Origin of the sequence: Bradyrhizobium sp. BR 10261 (assembly GCF_019455395.1) — a bacterium.
In the GTDB taxonomy this organism is placed as follows: Bacteria; Pseudomonadota; Alphaproteobacteria; order Rhizobiales; family Xanthobacteraceae; genus Bradyrhizobium; species Bradyrhizobium manausense.
In genome coordinates this window covers 23,756-39,436 of the sequence record NZ_JACOFQ010000001.1, presented here as the reverse complement: position 1 = coordinate 39,436, position 15,681 = coordinate 23,756, and the positions used below count along the sequence as shown (strand labels likewise).

Below are 15,681 nucleotides of genomic sequence, written 5' to 3'. Positions count from 1 at the left end.
GCGCACGCAGGAACGGCTGAATCAGGCCGCCCGCACCGTGGCCAAGAATTTTCCCACCTCGAGCTTGAGGCGATCGCTGTCACCGGACAGCATCTGTGCGGCCGACAGCACCTGCGCGGAGGCTGAGCCGGTCTCGCTCGCGCCGCGCTGCACGTCGGTGATGTTGGCCGATACCTGATGGGTGCCTTGAGCCGCCTGCTGCACGTTGCGGGAGATCTCCTGCGTCGCGGCGCCCTGCTCCTCGACGGCGGCCGCGATGGTCGAGGAGATCTCCGACAGTTTCTCGATCGTGTCGCTGATCTCCTTGATCGCGCCGACCGAATGCTCGGTCGCCGCCTGGATGCCGGCGATCTGCTGGCCGATCTCGCCGGTCGCCTTCGCGGTCTGCTCGGCCAGCGCCTTCACCTCGGACGCGACCACCGCAAAGCCGCGGCCGGCCTCGCCGGCGCGTGCGGCCTCGATCGTCGCATTGAGCGCCAGGAGGTTGGTCTGGCCCGCGATGGTGTTGATCAGCTCGACCACGTCGCCGATGCGCGTCGCGGCCTTGGAGAGCTCGCCGACACGATCGGTCGTGGTGCGGGCCTGGCCGACGGCCTCGCTCGCCACCCGCGCCGATTCCTGCACCTGGCGGCTGATCTCGGTGATCGAGGACGACAGCTCCTCGGTTGCGGAAGCCACCGACTGGACGTTGGTGGAAGCCTCTTCGGAGGCCGCAGCCACCATGGTGGCGAGCCCTTGGCCGCGCTCGGCCGTCGAGGTCAGCGTCGAGGCCGACGCTTCGAGCTCGGTCGCGGCCGAGGATACGGTCTCGACGATCTCGCCAATCGCGGATTCGAAGCTGTCGGCAAGCTTATGCATCTCCGCCTTGCGCTGAACGGCTGCGGCCTGGTCCTGCCTGATCCTGGCTTCGGCTTCTTCGCGAGCCTTCTGCTCGGAGACGATCTTGAATTTCTCGACAGCCGCTGCAACGCCGCCGACCTCGTCCTTGCGGCCGAGACCCGGCAGCACGACGGAAAAGTCACCACCGGCGAGCTTGTCCATGGCCACGGTGAGCGCGCGGATCGGCCGCGCGATGGTCAGAAATGACATCAGCCATGAGCCGATCAGCACCTGCACGACACAGGCGCCGACGATCATTCCGATCTGCTCGCTCATCGCCATCTCGTGCACGGAGATGGCGATGTCTTCCTCGCTCTTGTGCTTTGCCAGATCGGCGATCTGATTGGTGACCTGATCCATCTCGCCTGCGATCGGCAGCGTCCCCTCACGGGTGAGGCGCGCGCCTTCTTCGACGAGCTGCGCCACCCGGGCGGCGTCCGAAGCCGCGGCGATGGCCTCGCCGCGGACCGTCGCGACCCGCTGGCCCGCATTGAGGTAATCGACGCCGAGCGTCTTGAGCTTCTCCATCCGCGCCCGGTTCTCCGGCACGAGCGAGAGTTTCAACATCGCATCGGTGACTTTGGTCAGCGTGCCCAGGCGTTCGACCAGGGCATCGCCGGCTTTCTTCAGCTCGGCTGTACTATTGCCGAGCCGGATGTCCCGCACGGCGAGCTGCATGCTTCGCACCGCAAGCTTGGCTTCCACCGCATCGCGGGCCAGCTCCAGCTGCACGAGCGCGGCCTGGTTGGTACGGCGCACATTGCCGTTTCCGACGATCTGGCTCGCCATCATGGAAAGGAGCAGCAAGATGCCGAGCGCCGATGCGATCGCCAGCTTGGTCCCGATCCGCAAATTCTGAATGAGGCCAAGCATGGCCACGCTTCCTCGGGGAATGCGCAGCCAAGTCATTGTCGGCCGCCCTCGGCGTTGATCGCCCTTGCCAAAAAAATGAGCGCCTGTTGTTCCGATTTGGTTAACAGCACGTTCCGGGCAAATACGGGATTTCGATCAAAAGGCCGGTAAAATAAGCAGATAGCGCGCGCTTAACAAGTTAATCACACGCGCTGGTCGGCGTTGCGCCCCGTCCTTGGCTCTCTCGACGGGAACGCTCACACAGGCGCGCCGGCGCTTTCCGGATTTGCAGATACCGCTTTCGTCAACGCCTGTCTGCACTCTTATCGCTGCAGGAGATGGCCTCGCTGACCAGGCTGACGCGAAAGACCTGCTTCTTGTTCTCGTCGAGCAGCTCCATGCTCCACTTCGCGTTCGGCTTCAGATTGCGGGCGATGCTGCCGAGCAGATTGGCGCACACCTCGGCCATCTCGGTCCAGGCCGCAGCATGATCCTCGAACTCGTACGGCTGATCAGCGGCGCCGGAATATTGGCCAGAGCTGATGCGAAAGAAATACAGCGACATTGATGAACTCTTGCGTAGGGCCGGCTCCCGGCCGTTCCGCAGGCTGGGGCGACAGTCGCTACCAAGGCATAAAAACCGCGGGCCGTATGATTACGGCGCCACGGCTTCGCTGTGTTATGCTTTCGTCAAAGGCAGGTAAAGTGAGCGCAGGCTGCGCTTGACATCACTCGGTCGAGCGGCGCAGCTCCAGCGGACCTTCGTTCTTCGATTCCGACTTCGGCTCGGACTTCGCTTCCGACTTCACAGGCTCGATCCGGCTGCTCTCGACCCGCGGCGTCTCGACGCGCGCGGCGACTTCGGTGCTCGGAGCATTGATCGAACCGGTGTGCTCGGGCGCCCGCAGCGAGCGGGGACGCGCAACCGCGCGCGCCATCAGCATCTGGTTGCCGCCCTGGTGATGGAAGTCGCAATAGGCGAAGCCCATGCCGGAGACCGAGCCGCGGAAGCTGCGATCGTCGGTCTTTTCCAGGTTGAAACAAGGCTCGAACGGAATGCCCTTGATCGATGCGCAGACGTTCTGGCCCCGGATCTGGAGCGTGTTGCCCGGCAGGCGAAGATGGCGCACCGGACCCGAGCCCGAGAACTGCACCGCGCCGGCGGCGCCGAGATCGTCGAGAATCCGGCCTGCACCGCGGGTGCCGTCGAAACAGGTGAAGGCGAAGACCTTGCCGGCGACGAAGCGGCGCGCCTCGTCGGCGTTCATACTCCCGGCCAAGGCGATGGCCGGCGCAAACGTCACGACTGCCGTGACAGCCCCCAACACAATACGCGCAAGCATGCTCTACTCCGAACCGACCCCGCAGCGGGCGATGCCTTTATCTCTTTACCCGCTGCTTACCATACTAACCATGGCGACATTGAAGCAGCTTGGTTGGTAAAGTCTGAACGCCGTTAGACAATTTTTACCACGATGCGGCCGCGGACCTGACCGGCCAGGATTTTCGCGCCCCATTCCGGAACTTCGTCGAGTGGAATTTCTGTCGTGATTTCAGAGAGTTTTGTCCGATCAAGGTCGGAGGCGAGGCGTTGCCAGGCGGCTTTTCGCGGCTCAATCGGGCACATCACGGAATCGATGCCGAGAAGGCACACTCCGCGCAAAATGAAGGGTGCAACAGAAGACGGCAGGTCCATGCCGGCTGCAAGACCGCAGGCGGCGATGGCGCCGCCATACCTGGTCATCGACAACAGGTTCGCCAGTGTGGTCGAGCCGACGCTATCGACGCCGCCTGCCCAGCGCTCCTTGGCGAGGGGCTTTGCCGGACCCGACAATTCGTTGCGGCCGATCACCTCGGCGGCGCCGAGGCTCTTCAGGTAATCGGCCTCGGAGGCGCGGCCAGTCGAGGCGATGACGTGGTAGCCGAGCCGGGACAGCACGGCGATGGCGACCGAGCCAACGCCGCCTGCCGCGCCGGTCACGACCACAGGGCCACTCTTGGGCGACAGGCCGTGCTTCTCCAGCGCCAGCACCGACAGCATCGCGGTGAAGCCGGCGGTGCCGATCGCCATGGCATCGCGCGCCGACAGGCCCTGCGGCAGAGCAACCAGCCAGTCACCTTTCACGCGTGCCTTCTCGGCATAGGCGCCGAGATGGGTCTCGCCCATGCCCCAGCCGGTGCAAACGACCTTGTCGCCCGCCTTCCATTGCGGATGGGACGAGGACTCGACCGTGCCGGCGAAATCGATCCCGGCGATCATCGGGAAGCGGCGCACCACCGGTGCCTTGCCTGTCAGCGCGAGGCCGTCCTTGTAGTTCAGCGTCGAGTATTCGACGCGGACGGTGACGTCGCCCTCCATCAGCTCGGCTTCGTCGAACTGCGTGAGCTGCGCGGTGGTGCCCTTGTCGGCCTTGTCGATCCTGATCGCCTTGAATGTGGCCACGGCTTGAACTCCCTGACTTGTTTGACCGGGATGTTTAGCCGATCAGGCAGGCTGCGCAACCGCTCGCTGAACCGGCTTCTCCACGATCGGGAGATTGATCAGCGCTGAGAGCACGCCAAACAGGATCGAGAGCCACCAGATCGGCGTGTAGGACCCGAATTTCTCGAACACGATGCCGCCTAACCAGACGCCGAGGAAGCCGCCGACCTGGTGGCTGACGAAGGCAAAGCCATAGAGCGTGGCCAGCCAGCGCGTGCCGAACATCAGCGCCACCAGCGCCGAGGTCGGCGGCACCGTCGACAGCCAGGTGAGGCCGGAGATTGCACCGAATGCGATCGCCGAGAACGGCGTGATCGGGAACGAGATGAAGGCAAGCGTCGCGAGCGCGCGGGTGAAATAGATGGCCGAGAGGATGTAGCGCTTGGGCAGACTGTTCTGGAGATAGCCGACGCTGAGCGAGCCCATGATGTTGAACAGGCCGATCGCCGCAATCACCCAGCCGCCGGTTTGCGTCGAGACGCCGCGATCGACCAGGAACGCCGGCAGATGCACGGTGATGAAGGCAAGCTGGAAGCCGCAGGTGAAGAAGCCGAGGACCAGCAGCACATAGGAGCGATGGCCGAAAGCCTCGGCGAGCGCGCGGGTGATGGTCTGCTCATCCGCAGGCGCTGAGCTGGCCGTGGTTGCGACCGGCGGCGTCGAGATCGCCAGCGACAGCGGGATGATCAGCAGCATCAGGAAGCCGAACACGGTGAGCGCCTCTTGCCAGCCGAAATTGTCGATCAGCGCGACGCCAACAGGTGCGAACAGGAACTGGCCGAGCGAGCCCGCCGCGGTGCCGGCGCCGAGCGCCAGGCCGCGCTTTTCAGCCGGCAATAGTTTCGTGAACGCCGACAGCACCAGATTGAACGAGCAGCCGGCGAGGCCGAAGCCGACCATCACACCCGCGCCGATGTTGAGCGACATCGGCGTTGACGAATAGCGCATCAGCAGGAGACCACCGGCATAGAGCAGCGCGCCCACGCACATCACGCGGAACAGGCCGAAGCGATCGGCGACCGCGCCGGCGAACGGCTGGCCCAATCCCCACAACAGATTCTGCACGGCGATCGCAAGGCCGAACACGTCGCGGCCCCAGGCGAATTCGTGGCTCATCGGCTGCACGAAGAAGCCCAGCGCCGAGCGTGGGCCGAAACCGAGCATGCCGATCGCACAGCCGCAGAGGATGATGACGGCCGGGGTGCGCCAGTGAGAGGAACGAGAGGGAGCGAATTCGCCCGCTTGTGTCGACATGGTTGTTCCCTCATCCGGCGTTGGCGATCCGCTAATCGGCGACCGCATCTCCGCCGTTTAATGCAGATGCATGAAAATCGAAAGTCAAAAATGCTTGCGTTCCACGGAGGGCTTTTGCGCGAGCATTGCGTTTCGTCGCGACCTCCTCCGGCGCGGGTTCGGGCGACTTAACGGGAATGTGTGCGGCTGGGATCTGGCGGCGCTCCGGAGAGCGTGTTATCCTTGATTTACTCAGATTGAGTATATCTGAAATCTGGCAAAACCACCGGCCCTCTCGGCCGGATTTCTCGGGCTCTATATATACTCATATTGAGCATAAATGACAAGCATGGGAGGCTTCGATGCCGATTGCTGAAATTTACGGCCCAGATGATTTCGCCAACCGGCCGCAGGGCCAAGCCACCTCCACGCCGTCAGCGCCGGCACGATCCCAGCCAACGCTGCCGCGGCCGTCGCTGGAATGGACCAGCGAGGTCGAGCGCGCCACCGCGCCGATCTACGAGCGCGTCAAGCATGTGATCCCGCCGATCGAGTGGCCGCTGATGGCGCCGACGATCCACGCGATCAACCAGCTCAAGCGCGAACGCAACGCGGTGATCCTCGCGCACAACTATCAAGCGCCGGAGATCTTTCACGGCGTCGCCGACATCGGCGGCGATTCGCTGCAGCTCGCCGTCGAGGCCACCAAGGTGAAGGCCGACGTCATCGTCCAGTGCGGAGTGCACTTCATGGCGGAGACCTCGAAGCTGCTCAATCCGGACAAGACAGTGCTGATCCCTGACGCACGCGCGGGCTGCTCGCTCGCTGCCAGCATCACCGGCGCCGACGTGCGCCTGCTCCGCGAAAAATTTCCCGGCGTGCCTGTCGTTGCCTATGTCAACACGTCGGCGGAAGTGAAGGCCGAGGTCGACATCTGCTGCACCTCGTCGAACGCGGTGCAGGTGGTCGAGAGCCTGAACGCACCGAGCGTGATCTTCCTGCCCGACCGCTATCTCGCAACATACGTGGCTTCGAAGACGGATGTGAAGATCATCGCCTGGAAGGGCGCATGCGAGGTGCATGAGCGCTTCACCGGCGAGGAACTGCGCGCCTTCCGCGACGCCGATCCCTCGGTGCAGATCATCGCGCATCCCGAATGTCCGCCGGATGTGCTGGCGGAAGCCGACTTCACCGGCTCGACCGCGCACATGATCAATTGGGTGCGCGAGCGACGACCGAAGCGCCTCGTGATGATCACGGAATGCTCGATGGCTGACAATGTCCGCGCCGAGCTGCCTGACGTGGAGATGCTGCGTCCCTGCAATCTCTGCCCGCACATGAAGCGTATCACGCTGTCCAACATCCTGGAGAGCCTGCTGACGCTTGGCGAGGAAGTCACGATCGATCCGGCGCTTGCCGCGCGGGCGCGGCGTTCGGTCGAGCGGATGATCAATCTGAGGAATTAGCAACACCCACGTGTCGTCCCGGCGAACGCCGGGACCCATAACCACAGGGAGATGTTTGACGAAGGAAGACGTCGAACACCCCAGCAAGACGACCTGCCGCGGAGTATGGGTCCCGGCGTTCGCCGGACGACGGCTGAGAACTTGGAGAGAATCATGACAACAAACAACATCTACAACCTTACCCGCTCGACGGATGACGTGGTCATCGTCGGCGGCGGGCTCGCCGGATTGTTCTGCGCATTGAAACTCGCGCCGCGACCGGTGACGCTGATCTCGGCGGCGCCGCTCGGACAAGGGGCATCGTCCGCATGGGCGCAAGGCGGCATCGCAGCTGCGGTCGCCGACGGCGACAGTCCCGAAACGCATGCTGCGGATACGGTCGCGGTCGGCGGCGGCATCGTCGATGAAACGGTCGCGCTCGGCATCGCCCGCGAGGCCGGCTTGCGGATCCACGATCTGCTCGCCTATGGCGTGCCGTTCGACCGCGATCTCGAAGGCCGGCTCGCGGTGGGACGCGAGGCCGCGCATTCGGCGCGGCGGATCGTGCACGTGCGCGGCGATGGCGCGGGCGCAGCGATCATCGCGGCACTGAGCGAAGCCGTGCGCCGCACGCCATCGATCCGGCTGATCGAAGGTTTTGTCGCCGAAGCGCTGCTCACCGAGGATGGCGCCGTCACCGGCCTTCAATTGCGCGAGGCCGGCAACTTTGCGGCAAGGCCCGTGATGATGGCCTCGCGCGCGGTCGTGCTCGCGACCGGCGGCATCGGCCATCTCTATGCCGTCACCACCAATCCGGCCGAGGCCAGTGGATCGGGCCTTGCGATCGTGGCGCGCGCCGGCGCCGTGATCGCCGATCCGGAATTCGTGCAATTCCACCCGACGGCGATCATGGTTGGCCGGGACCCGGCACCGCTCGCGACCGAGGCTCTGCGCGGCGAAGGCGCGACCTTGATCAACAGCGAGGGCGATCGCTTCATGCTCGCGCAGCATCCCCTCGCCGAACTCGCGCCGCGCGACATCGTGGCCCGCGGCGTGTTTGCCGAGATCGCGGCGGGACGCGGCGCCTTCCTCGATGCGCGGCAAGCGCTGGGCGCCCGCTTCGCCGACAAATTTCCGACGGTGCATGCAAGCTGCATCGCCGCCGGCATCGACCCGGCAACGCAAATCATCCCGATCGCGCCGGCCGTGCACTATCACATGGGCGGCGTCGCGGTCGATGCACGCGGCCGCAGCTCGATCGACGGGCTCTGGGCCGGCGGCGAAGTCTCGTCCACCGGCATGCATGGCGCCAACCGGCTTGCGTCGAATTCGCTGCTGGAAGCCGTGGTCTATGCCGCGCGCATCGCCGACGACATCGCCGGCCGGGCGATCCCCTCACCTGCCCGCCTCCCCGAAGCACTGGTGACGCCACGCAGCGGCGCGCCGGATGCAAGCGCCGTGAAGCGGTTGCGCGCGATGATGACCACGCATGTCGGCGTGATCCGCGAACGCGACGGGCTGGCAGAAGCCGTGCGCAGTTTTGCAGGGCTCGAGCGCTCGGCAACAAGCATCGCAGTCCGCCACATGGCGACAGCGGCCCTGCTCGTGGCGTCCGCGGCCTGGAGCCGGCGCGAGAGTCGCGGCGCGCACTTCCGCTCGGACCATCCCGAGGAGGCGCCCGCGCTGGCGCAGAGAACGATGACGACACTCGCCCAAGCGCATGAGATCGCCGACGGGCTGAGCGCGCAATCAACGCCGCGCACCGCGCAATCCATCATCGCCTGACGGAGCTTGTCATGATCACCCCAACCTCCCTGCTCTATCCCGACGCCTTCCTGTCTCCGCTCGCCATCGATGACGCCGTGCATCGCGCACTCGACGAAGATCTCGGCCGCGCCGGCGACATCACTTCGCTCGCGACGATCCCGGAAGCGACCAAGGCGCAGGCCGTGCTGGTTGCACGACAGTCCGGTGTCATCGCCGGCCTGCCGCTGGCGCTGGCGACGCTGCAAAAGCTCTCGCCCGATATCGAGGTCCGCGCACATGTCCGCGACGCCGCGCGCGTCGCGGACGGGCAGCAGGTGTTGACGATCTCCGGCCCGGCGCGCGCGATCCTCACCGCGGAACGGACTGCACTGAACTTCGTCGGCCGCCTGTCCGGCGTGGCCACGCTCACGGCCGACTACGTCGCGCGCGCCGAGGGCACGAAGATGCGCATCTGCTGCACGCGGAAGACCACGCCCGGATTGCGGGCGCTGGAGAAATACGCGGTGCGTTGCGGCGGCGGCTTCAACCACCGTTACGGCCTGGACGATGCCATCCTGATCAAGGACAACCACATCGCGGTTGCCGGCGGCATCCGGCCGGTGCTGGAACGCGCTCGTGCGCATGCCGGCCATCTCGTCAAGATCGAGATCGAGGTGGATACGCTCGCACAGCTGCGCGACGTGCTCGTCACTGATCTGGCCGATGCGGTACTGCTCGACAACATGGACATCGCCACGCTGCGCGAGGCTGTGCGAATGACGGAAGGCCGCCTGGAGCTGGAAGCCTCGGGCGGTGTCACGCTGGACTCGATTGCGGCGATCGCGGCGACCGGTGTCGATTACGCCTCGTCAGGCGCCCTGACGCATTCGGCGCCGAATTTCGACTGCGCGCTGGATATCGAGATGTGAGGCCTTCGCCTCTCCCCGCGTGCGGGGAGAGGCCGGAATGCGCGCGTAGCGCGGATTCTGGGTGAGGGGAGTCTCGGCAAGGTCGGTGGCAGCTGGGCTCGTGGAGAGTCCCCCTCACCCCAACCCTCTCCCCGCAAGCGGGGCGAGGGAGCGCAGTCGCGCAAGCGGCGAGGTGAAGAGGTTAGCGCCGCTCCGTCACGCCCATCTCGGCGGAGCTCTTGGCCGCCTGCGCGAGCTCGGCCGAGAGCGCGGCGGTCTGCGCCGGCGTGCCCCAGCTCGGCTCCTCAGCTCCATCGCCCCAATTGCGCGGCCGATAGAAAGTGTGCACGCCGGTTTTGTACATCTTCTTCATCTCGGCGACCCAGGACGGACGCACCCAATAGGCGTGGTAATGCGTCGATTTGCCCACTTCAGGCAGCCAGATCTGGCCGTCGAGCATGGCCTTCGAAATCTTCTTGGCGCGCTCCCACATCTCGGGCTCGCGGATCACATCGGGATTGTTGTCGCAGGCGAAGGTGAACTGGCAGGCGAAGTGGCGGTACTTGTTCTGATAGACCACGCCGCACACTGTATCGGGATATTTGCCTGAGAATACGCGGTTCATCACCACTTGCGCGACCGCGATCTGGCCGCGCACGGCCTCCCCGCGGGATTCGAAATAAACGGCTTCGGCGAGGCATTTCTCCGACTTCGCGCGTGATTTCTCGTCGAGCGCCAGCCGCTCGGCCGGAGATTTGGCGCGCTGGTTGTCGGCGTTGACCTCACCCTTCGGCGCGATGCTCTCGCCGCTCTCGGTGATGCTGGCGGCGTCCTCGTTCGGCGGCGACAGCGAGGCCAGCTTCATATCGGGGTCGGGCATCACGATCAGCGGCTCGGCGCCAGGCTGCCAGCTCTCGATGCTCTCGAGGTTACCGCCCAACGAAGAGCTGCCGAAGAACAGGTTCGAGGTCTTGACGCTGAAGGGATCGCGCGGCGGAGCTGCCGATGTCGCCTGCTTCAGCCCGTTGAGCGGCTGCGCCGCGAAGGACAGCGCGTTGTCATCGGCTTTCGGCGGACTTGTATATTGAGCCAACGGCGGCGCACGCATCGCCTCCTGAAGCTCGGGATCGAGCGCGGCCGCTGACTCCGGCGACATCGCCTGCGGCTGCACGGCGCGCAGCTCGGCGGTTTTGGCACCGAACACGGAGCTGTTCGAGGTCGCGGGATCCTGCTGCGCGGGCGTCACGGCCGGAGCAGCCGGCTGAGGTACTGGCGCAGGTGTCACGATGGCGAGACGATCGCCTTTCAGCGCGCGATCAACCTTGGGAAAGTCGGAGGCCTGGTAACGCGCCGGCGCCTGCAGCACCGGATTGCGCGAAATGGAACCTGTGACATCGCGGCCGTCGAGGCTGGCGAGACGAACCATCGCGCTCTGCGGCGCCGACGTGCCGATCGGGCGCGAGAAACTGTAAGTGGCAAGCTGAATGGACGAGGCGGCAGAGAACACCTGCTTCTGCCAGCGCTCGGCGACGCCGGGCTGACGCGCCAGCAGCGAGCCTATGTCTTGATATCCGATCTCTCTCGGCATCAATGCGAAGATGCAGAGACCGAGTCCGAAGGATGCGAACCGCGCACCCTTCGGATGGTTACGCAACACTGACATCGATACGCTCACGCTACGCTTACGCCCGTCCTGATCGAACTCAGTACATCCGTGCAATTCGATCCTTATCGTGAGTATCTAATTTAGGTTGCCGGGGCGTTAATCCGCGTTGCGCACAAGGCACACTCAAGCGGCGTCAGGTGTTTTCACGGAGCGATGCGATGTGTTGGTAAAGGCCGCGTCGCGAGAAACGGTAAACGATCGGTCAATGCGAATGGTGAAGGAACTCTTGCTGGCGCGTACCAATACGGGACGTGTGGTGAGTTCGGTTGTCAGTATTTTTGCGAAACGCCTCCACATCGTCGGTGTCATGCCCCGCGAAGGCGGGGCATCCAGTACGCCGCGGCCTATCCGCATACAACGGACGTCTCGGCGTACTGGATCGCCCGGTCCTGGTGCGCAATTGCGCACTGGCCGGGCGATGACAGCAAGTGTGTGGCCTGGATTGCTTCGCTTCGCTCGCAATGACGGGGGGAGAGAGCCAGGCACGAAATGAAAAGAGGCGGAGCCTTGGCTCCGCCTCTTCACAATCACGCTCTCAGTTCGTCTTACGCCTGGCTCGCAATCGCCTTGCCGAGCGCGGCCTGGGCCGCCGCGAGCCGCGCGATCGGCACGCGATACGGCGAGCAGGACACGTAGTCGAGACCGACATTGTGGCAGAAGGCGACGGAAGCGGGATCGCCGCCGTGCTCGCCGCAGATGCCCACCTTGAGCTTCGCCCGCGTCTTGCGGCCGCGCGTGACGCCGATCTTGACCAGCTCGCCGACGCCTTGCTGGTCTAGCGAGATGAAGGGATCGATCGAAAGAATGCCCTTGGCGACGTAGGGACCGAGGAAGCTCGCCGCGTCGTCGCGGCTGATGCCGTAGGTCGTCTGCGTCAGGTCGTTGGTGCCAAACGAGAAGAACTCGGCGCTTTCGGCGATCTCTTCCGCGAGCAGACAGGCGCGCGGCAGCTCGATCATGGTGCCGACCTGATAGGCGATCTTGGTATTGGTCTCACGCATGACCGACTTCGCGGTGGCATCGATGCGGGCCTTGACCAGGTCGAGTTCGGCCTTGGTCGCGATCAGCGGCACCATCACCTCGAGGCCGACGGCCTTGCCGGTGCGCTTCTCGGCCTCGACCGCCGCCTCGAAGATCGCGCGGGCCTGCATCTCGGCGATCTCAGGATAGGCGATCGCGATGCGGCAGCCGCGGAACCCGAGCATCGGATTGAACTCCGACAGCTCGCGCGCACGGTCGGCCAGACGCCGCGGATCGGTGTTCATGGCGCGCGCCACTTCCTCGACCTCGGCATGGGTATGCGGCAGGAACTCGTGCAGCGGCGGGTCCAGCAGACGGATCGTGACGGGCAGGCCCTTCATGATCTCGAACAGCTCAACGAAGTCGGCGCGTTGCATCGGCAACAGCTTTGCCAGCGCGGCCCGGCGCGACTGCTCGTCCTCGGAGAGGATCATCTCGCGCACGGTGCGGATGCGGGTCTCCTCGAAGAACATGTGCTCGGTGCGGCAGAGGCCGATGCCTTCGGCGCCGAACTTGATCGCGGTGCGAGCGTCGTCGGGCGTGTCGCCGTTGACGCGGACGCCGATCTTGCGGACCTGGTCGGCCCAGTTCATCAATGTGCCGAACTCGCCGGACAGTTCCGGCTCGATCATCGGCATGCGGCCGGCCAGCACCTGGCCAAGCGAGCCGTCGATGGTGATGACGTCACCGGCCTTGAAGGTGCGCGAGCCGATGCTCATGGTGCCGCGGCCGTAATCGACGCGGATGGTACCGCAGCCGGAGACGCAGGGCTTGCCCATGCCGCGCGCAACGACCGCCGCGTGCGAGGTCATGCCGCCGCGCGTGGTCAAGATCCCTTCGGCGGCGTGCATGCCGTGGATGTCTTCCGGGCTGGTCTCGATACGGACCAGAATGACCTTGCGCCCGTCGCCCTGAAGCTTGGCCGCTTCATCCGACGAGAACACGATCTCGCCGGAGGCAGCCCCTGGCGAAGCCGGCAGGCCGGTCGCGATCACGTCGCGCTTGGCGTTCGGATCGATGGTCGGATGCAAGAGCTGGTCGAGCGAGGCGGGATCGATCCGCGTCACCGCCTCCTTCTTTGTGATCAGGCCCTCATTGGCAAGCTCGACCGCGATGCGGAGCGCAGCCTTCGCCGTGCGCTTGCCGCTGCGGGTCTGCAGCATCCACAGCTTGCCCTGCTCGACCGTGAACTCCATGTCCTGCATGTCACGGTAGTGCTTCTCGAGCAGCGTGTAGATCCGCGTCAGCTCCTTGAAGGCCTCAGGCATCGCCGCTTCCATCGACGCCTTGTCGGAACCTGACTCCTTGCGCGCTTCCTCGGTGATGTCCTGCGGCGTGCGGATGCCCGCCACCACGTCCTCGCCTTGCGCATTGATGAGGAACTCGCCGTAGAGCTTGCTCTCGCCGGTCGAGGGATTGCGGGTGAAGGCAACGCCGGTTGCCGAGGTCTCGCCCATGTTGCCGAACACCATGGCCTGCACGTTGACCGCGGTGCCCCACGACTCAGGGATATCGTGCAGCTTGCGGTAGGTCACCGCGCGCGCATTCATCCAGGACGAAAACACGGCGCCGACCGCGCCCCAGAGCTGGTCATGCGGATCCTGCGGAAAGTCCTTGCCGGTCTCGCGCGCGACCGCGTCCTTGTACTTGCCGACCAGGTCGACCCAGTCTTCGGCGGTGAGGTCGGTATCGAGCGTGTAGCCCTGGCTGTCCTTGAAGGTGTCGAGGATTTCCTCGAAGTGATGATGCTCGAAGCCGAGCACCACGTCGGAATACATGGTGATGAAGCGGCGATAGCTGTCGTAGGCGAAGCGGCGGTCGCCGGAGAGCTCCGCCAGCGCTTCGACCGTCTGGTCGTTGAGGCCGAGATTGAGCACGGTGTCCATCATGCCCGGCATCGAAGCGCGCGCGCCGGAACGTACGGAGACCAGCAGCGGGTTCTTGGTATCGCCGAACACCTTGCCCGTCAATTTGCCGACATAGTCGAGCGCCTTCTCAACCTGCGACTGCAGCTCCTTCGGATAGGTTTTGTCGTGGGCGTAGAAATAGGTGCAGACCGAGGTCGGGATGGTGAAGCCCGGAGGCACCGGCAGGCCGAGATTGGCCATCTCGGCGAGGTTCGCGCCCTTGCCACCGAGCAGGTCGCGCATCTCCGTCCGGCCTTCGGCCTTGCCGTCGCCGAAGGTGAAGACCCATTTGTTGGCCGGGACCTTTGCCGGCGCGCTTTTGGCCGACTTGGCCGCAGCCTTAGCGGCCGGCTTGGCCGCAACCTTGGCGACCGGCTTCGGGGCGCTCTTCACAGAACTCTTGGGGAGCGCCTTGCGGGCCGCCGGCGCGGCTTTCGCCTTGACGGAAGGCTTTGATTTCGCTGGGAGTTTCTTAGGCTTCGAGGCGGCTTTGGCCATAGCTTGCACACAACCTTCGAGAGGAATGGGAAATCGCGCGCCTTACACCACTTTGAGCAGGCCCGCGCAAGTCGAAGAGTTCCGGAAAATGAAGGCCTAGAGAAAATGAAGGCCTAGAGATGGAGCCACTTCAGCAAACCGAGCCCGATCGCACCATTGAGGATGAGAAAAATCGCCACGATGAAGTTGAGCAGGCGCGGCATGACCAGGATGAGAACGCCCGCAAGCAGCGACAGGAGCGGCGAGATGTGGGCGACGGTGAGGTGCATGAATTATCTTTCCGTGGGGTGAGGCGAATCGCGGCCGATCATAGCGGACCCGGTTGCGCCCGTAGAGACGCGCGGGGCTCGATACAGGTTCCCGGCTTCGCAAAAACTGCCCGAAATTGCCGCGTATGCGGCAGGCTTTTTCCGGAACATCGCGCGCGGCGCAGCATTGGCAAGCGGTCGCGTCATTGGCGCGGGCCGAAGTCAATTCGAAGGAGTTGCCCATGCGAAACAGGATTCTCGCCCTCGCAGTGCTTGGCGCCGCGCTCAGCGCGCCCATCGCGGCGCAGGCGCAAACCGGGATCACAGTGGGACGCGCACCCGTGGTGGTTGAGGAAAGCCCGACGATTGCGGTCGAGCAACGGCCGGCGTTCCGTGACTATGTCGTCGAGCAACGTGTGCCGGCCTTCCATATTCCCGATCGCGTCGTGGTCGGTGCCACCCTACCCGAAACCGGCATCACTTATTATGACGTGCCGCAACGTTTCGGCGCGACGACGTATCGCTACACCGTCGTGAACGGCGAGACGGTGCTGGTCGAGCCGCGCTCGCGGCGCATCGTCGAGGTGATGGACTAAAGCATGATCCGGAAAAGTGTGAAGCGGTTTTCCGAAAAGATCATGCTCAAACAAAGAGCTGAAGCGCGATGACGATTCAACCCAATCTCATCGCGCTTTAGGAATCTTGCTGTTCAACTAGATGTCCGGCGCGCGGCATCAATCAGGCTGGCGCGAGCAGTGTAATCGGACATCAGGCCCCGCCCGGTCTTCCCCCCGCCG

General features: G+C 64.6%; 12 protein-coding genes. 4 read left to right on the top strand and 8 right to left on the bottom strand.

Annotation, left to right across the window (positions count from 1 at the left end; translation table 11 throughout):
- Positions 1–21: 21 nt before the first annotated feature.
- From HYH07_RS00155 to HYH07_RS00135, 5 genes are all read right to left on the bottom strand, one after another.
- Positions 22–1,752 carry a methyl-accepting chemotaxis protein gene (locus tag HYH07_RS00155; RefSeq protein ID WP_220000549.1) on the bottom strand — a complete coding sequence of 577 codons (1,731 nt, stop codon included), beginning with the start codon at positions 1,750–1,752 and terminating at the stop codon, positions 22–24.
- A 283-nt stretch (positions 1,753–2,035) separates the two neighbouring features.
- Positions 2,036–2,296, bottom strand: a complete 261-nt coding sequence (locus tag HYH07_RS00150; RefSeq protein ID WP_220000548.1) for a DUF6894 family protein — start codon at positions 2,294–2,296, stop codon at positions 2,036–2,038.
- Positions 2,297–2,459: 163 nt separating this feature from the next.
- The gene (locus tag HYH07_RS00145) at positions 2,460–3,074 is read right to left on the bottom strand and encodes a hypothetical protein (RefSeq protein WP_220000547.1); all 615 of its coding nucleotides are present in this window, start codon (positions 3,072–3,074) and stop codon (positions 2,460–2,462) included.
- Between the two features lie 113 nt (positions 3,075–3,187).
- Positions 3,188–4,174, bottom strand: a complete 987-nt coding sequence (locus HYH07_RS00140) for an MDR family oxidoreductase (RefSeq protein WP_220000546.1) — start codon at positions 4,172–4,174, stop codon at positions 3,188–3,190.
- Positions 4,175–4,216: 42 nt separating this feature from the next.
- Positions 4,217–5,467: an MFS transporter gene (locus HYH07_RS00135; protein ID WP_220000545.1), complete on the bottom strand. Its 1,251-nt coding sequence runs from the start codon at positions 5,465–5,467 to the stop codon at positions 4,217–4,219.
- A gap of 341 nt (positions 5,468–5,808) precedes the next feature.
- On the opposite strand from HYH07_RS00135, the gene nadA reads away from it, so the two are divergent.
- The 3 genes from nadA (at position 5,809) to nadC (ending at position 9,566) form a co-directional block, all read left to right on the top strand.
- A complete protein-coding gene (gene nadA / locus HYH07_RS00130) occupies positions 5,809–6,912 on the top strand; it encodes a quinolinate synthase NadA (protein ID WP_220000544.1) in 1,104 nt (367 codons plus the stop codon).
- Positions 6,913–7,065: 153 nt separating this feature from the next.
- Positions 7,066–8,676 (top strand): L-aspartate oxidase, encoded by a 1,611-nt coding sequence (locus HYH07_RS00125; RefSeq protein WP_220000543.1) that lies wholly within the window; start codon positions 7,066–7,068, stop codon positions 8,674–8,676.
- A gap of 11 nt (positions 8,677–8,687) precedes the next feature.
- Positions 8,688–9,566: a carboxylating nicotinate-nucleotide diphosphorylase gene (gene nadC, locus HYH07_RS00120; protein ID WP_220000542.1), complete on the top strand. Its 879-nt coding sequence runs from the start codon at positions 8,688–8,690 to the stop codon at positions 9,564–9,566.
- A gap of 181 nt (positions 9,567–9,747) precedes the next feature.
- Here the strand turns inward: nadC and HYH07_RS00115 are convergent, their stop codons facing one another.
- From HYH07_RS00115 to HYH07_RS00105, 3 genes are all read right to left on the bottom strand, one after another.
- Positions 9,748–11,208 carry a cell wall hydrolase gene (locus tag HYH07_RS00115; RefSeq protein ID WP_220000541.1) on the bottom strand — a complete coding sequence of 487 codons (1,461 nt, stop codon included), beginning with the start codon at positions 11,206–11,208 and terminating at the stop codon, positions 9,748–9,750.
- Positions 11,209–11,756: 548 nt separating this feature from the next.
- Positions 11,757–14,636: a pyruvate, phosphate dikinase gene (ppdK, locus tag HYH07_RS00110; RefSeq protein WP_220000540.1), complete on the bottom strand. Its 2,880-nt coding sequence runs from the start codon at positions 14,634–14,636 to the stop codon at positions 11,757–11,759.
- A 113-nt stretch (positions 14,637–14,749) separates the two neighbouring features.
- On the bottom strand, positions 14,750–14,905 hold the full coding sequence (locus tag HYH07_RS00105) for a DUF3096 domain-containing protein (RefSeq protein ID WP_083514732.1): 156 nt from the start codon (positions 14,903–14,905) through the stop codon (positions 14,750–14,752).
- 221 nt (positions 14,906–15,126) lie between these two features.
- Between HYH07_RS00105 and HYH07_RS00100 the strand changes: the two genes are divergently transcribed.
- Complete coding sequence (locus tag HYH07_RS00100; RefSeq protein ID WP_220000539.1) at positions 15,127–15,480, top strand: DUF1236 domain-containing protein; 354 nt, start codon at positions 15,127–15,129, stop codon at positions 15,478–15,480.
- The last annotated feature ends 201 nt before the right edge of the window (positions 15,481–15,681 follow it).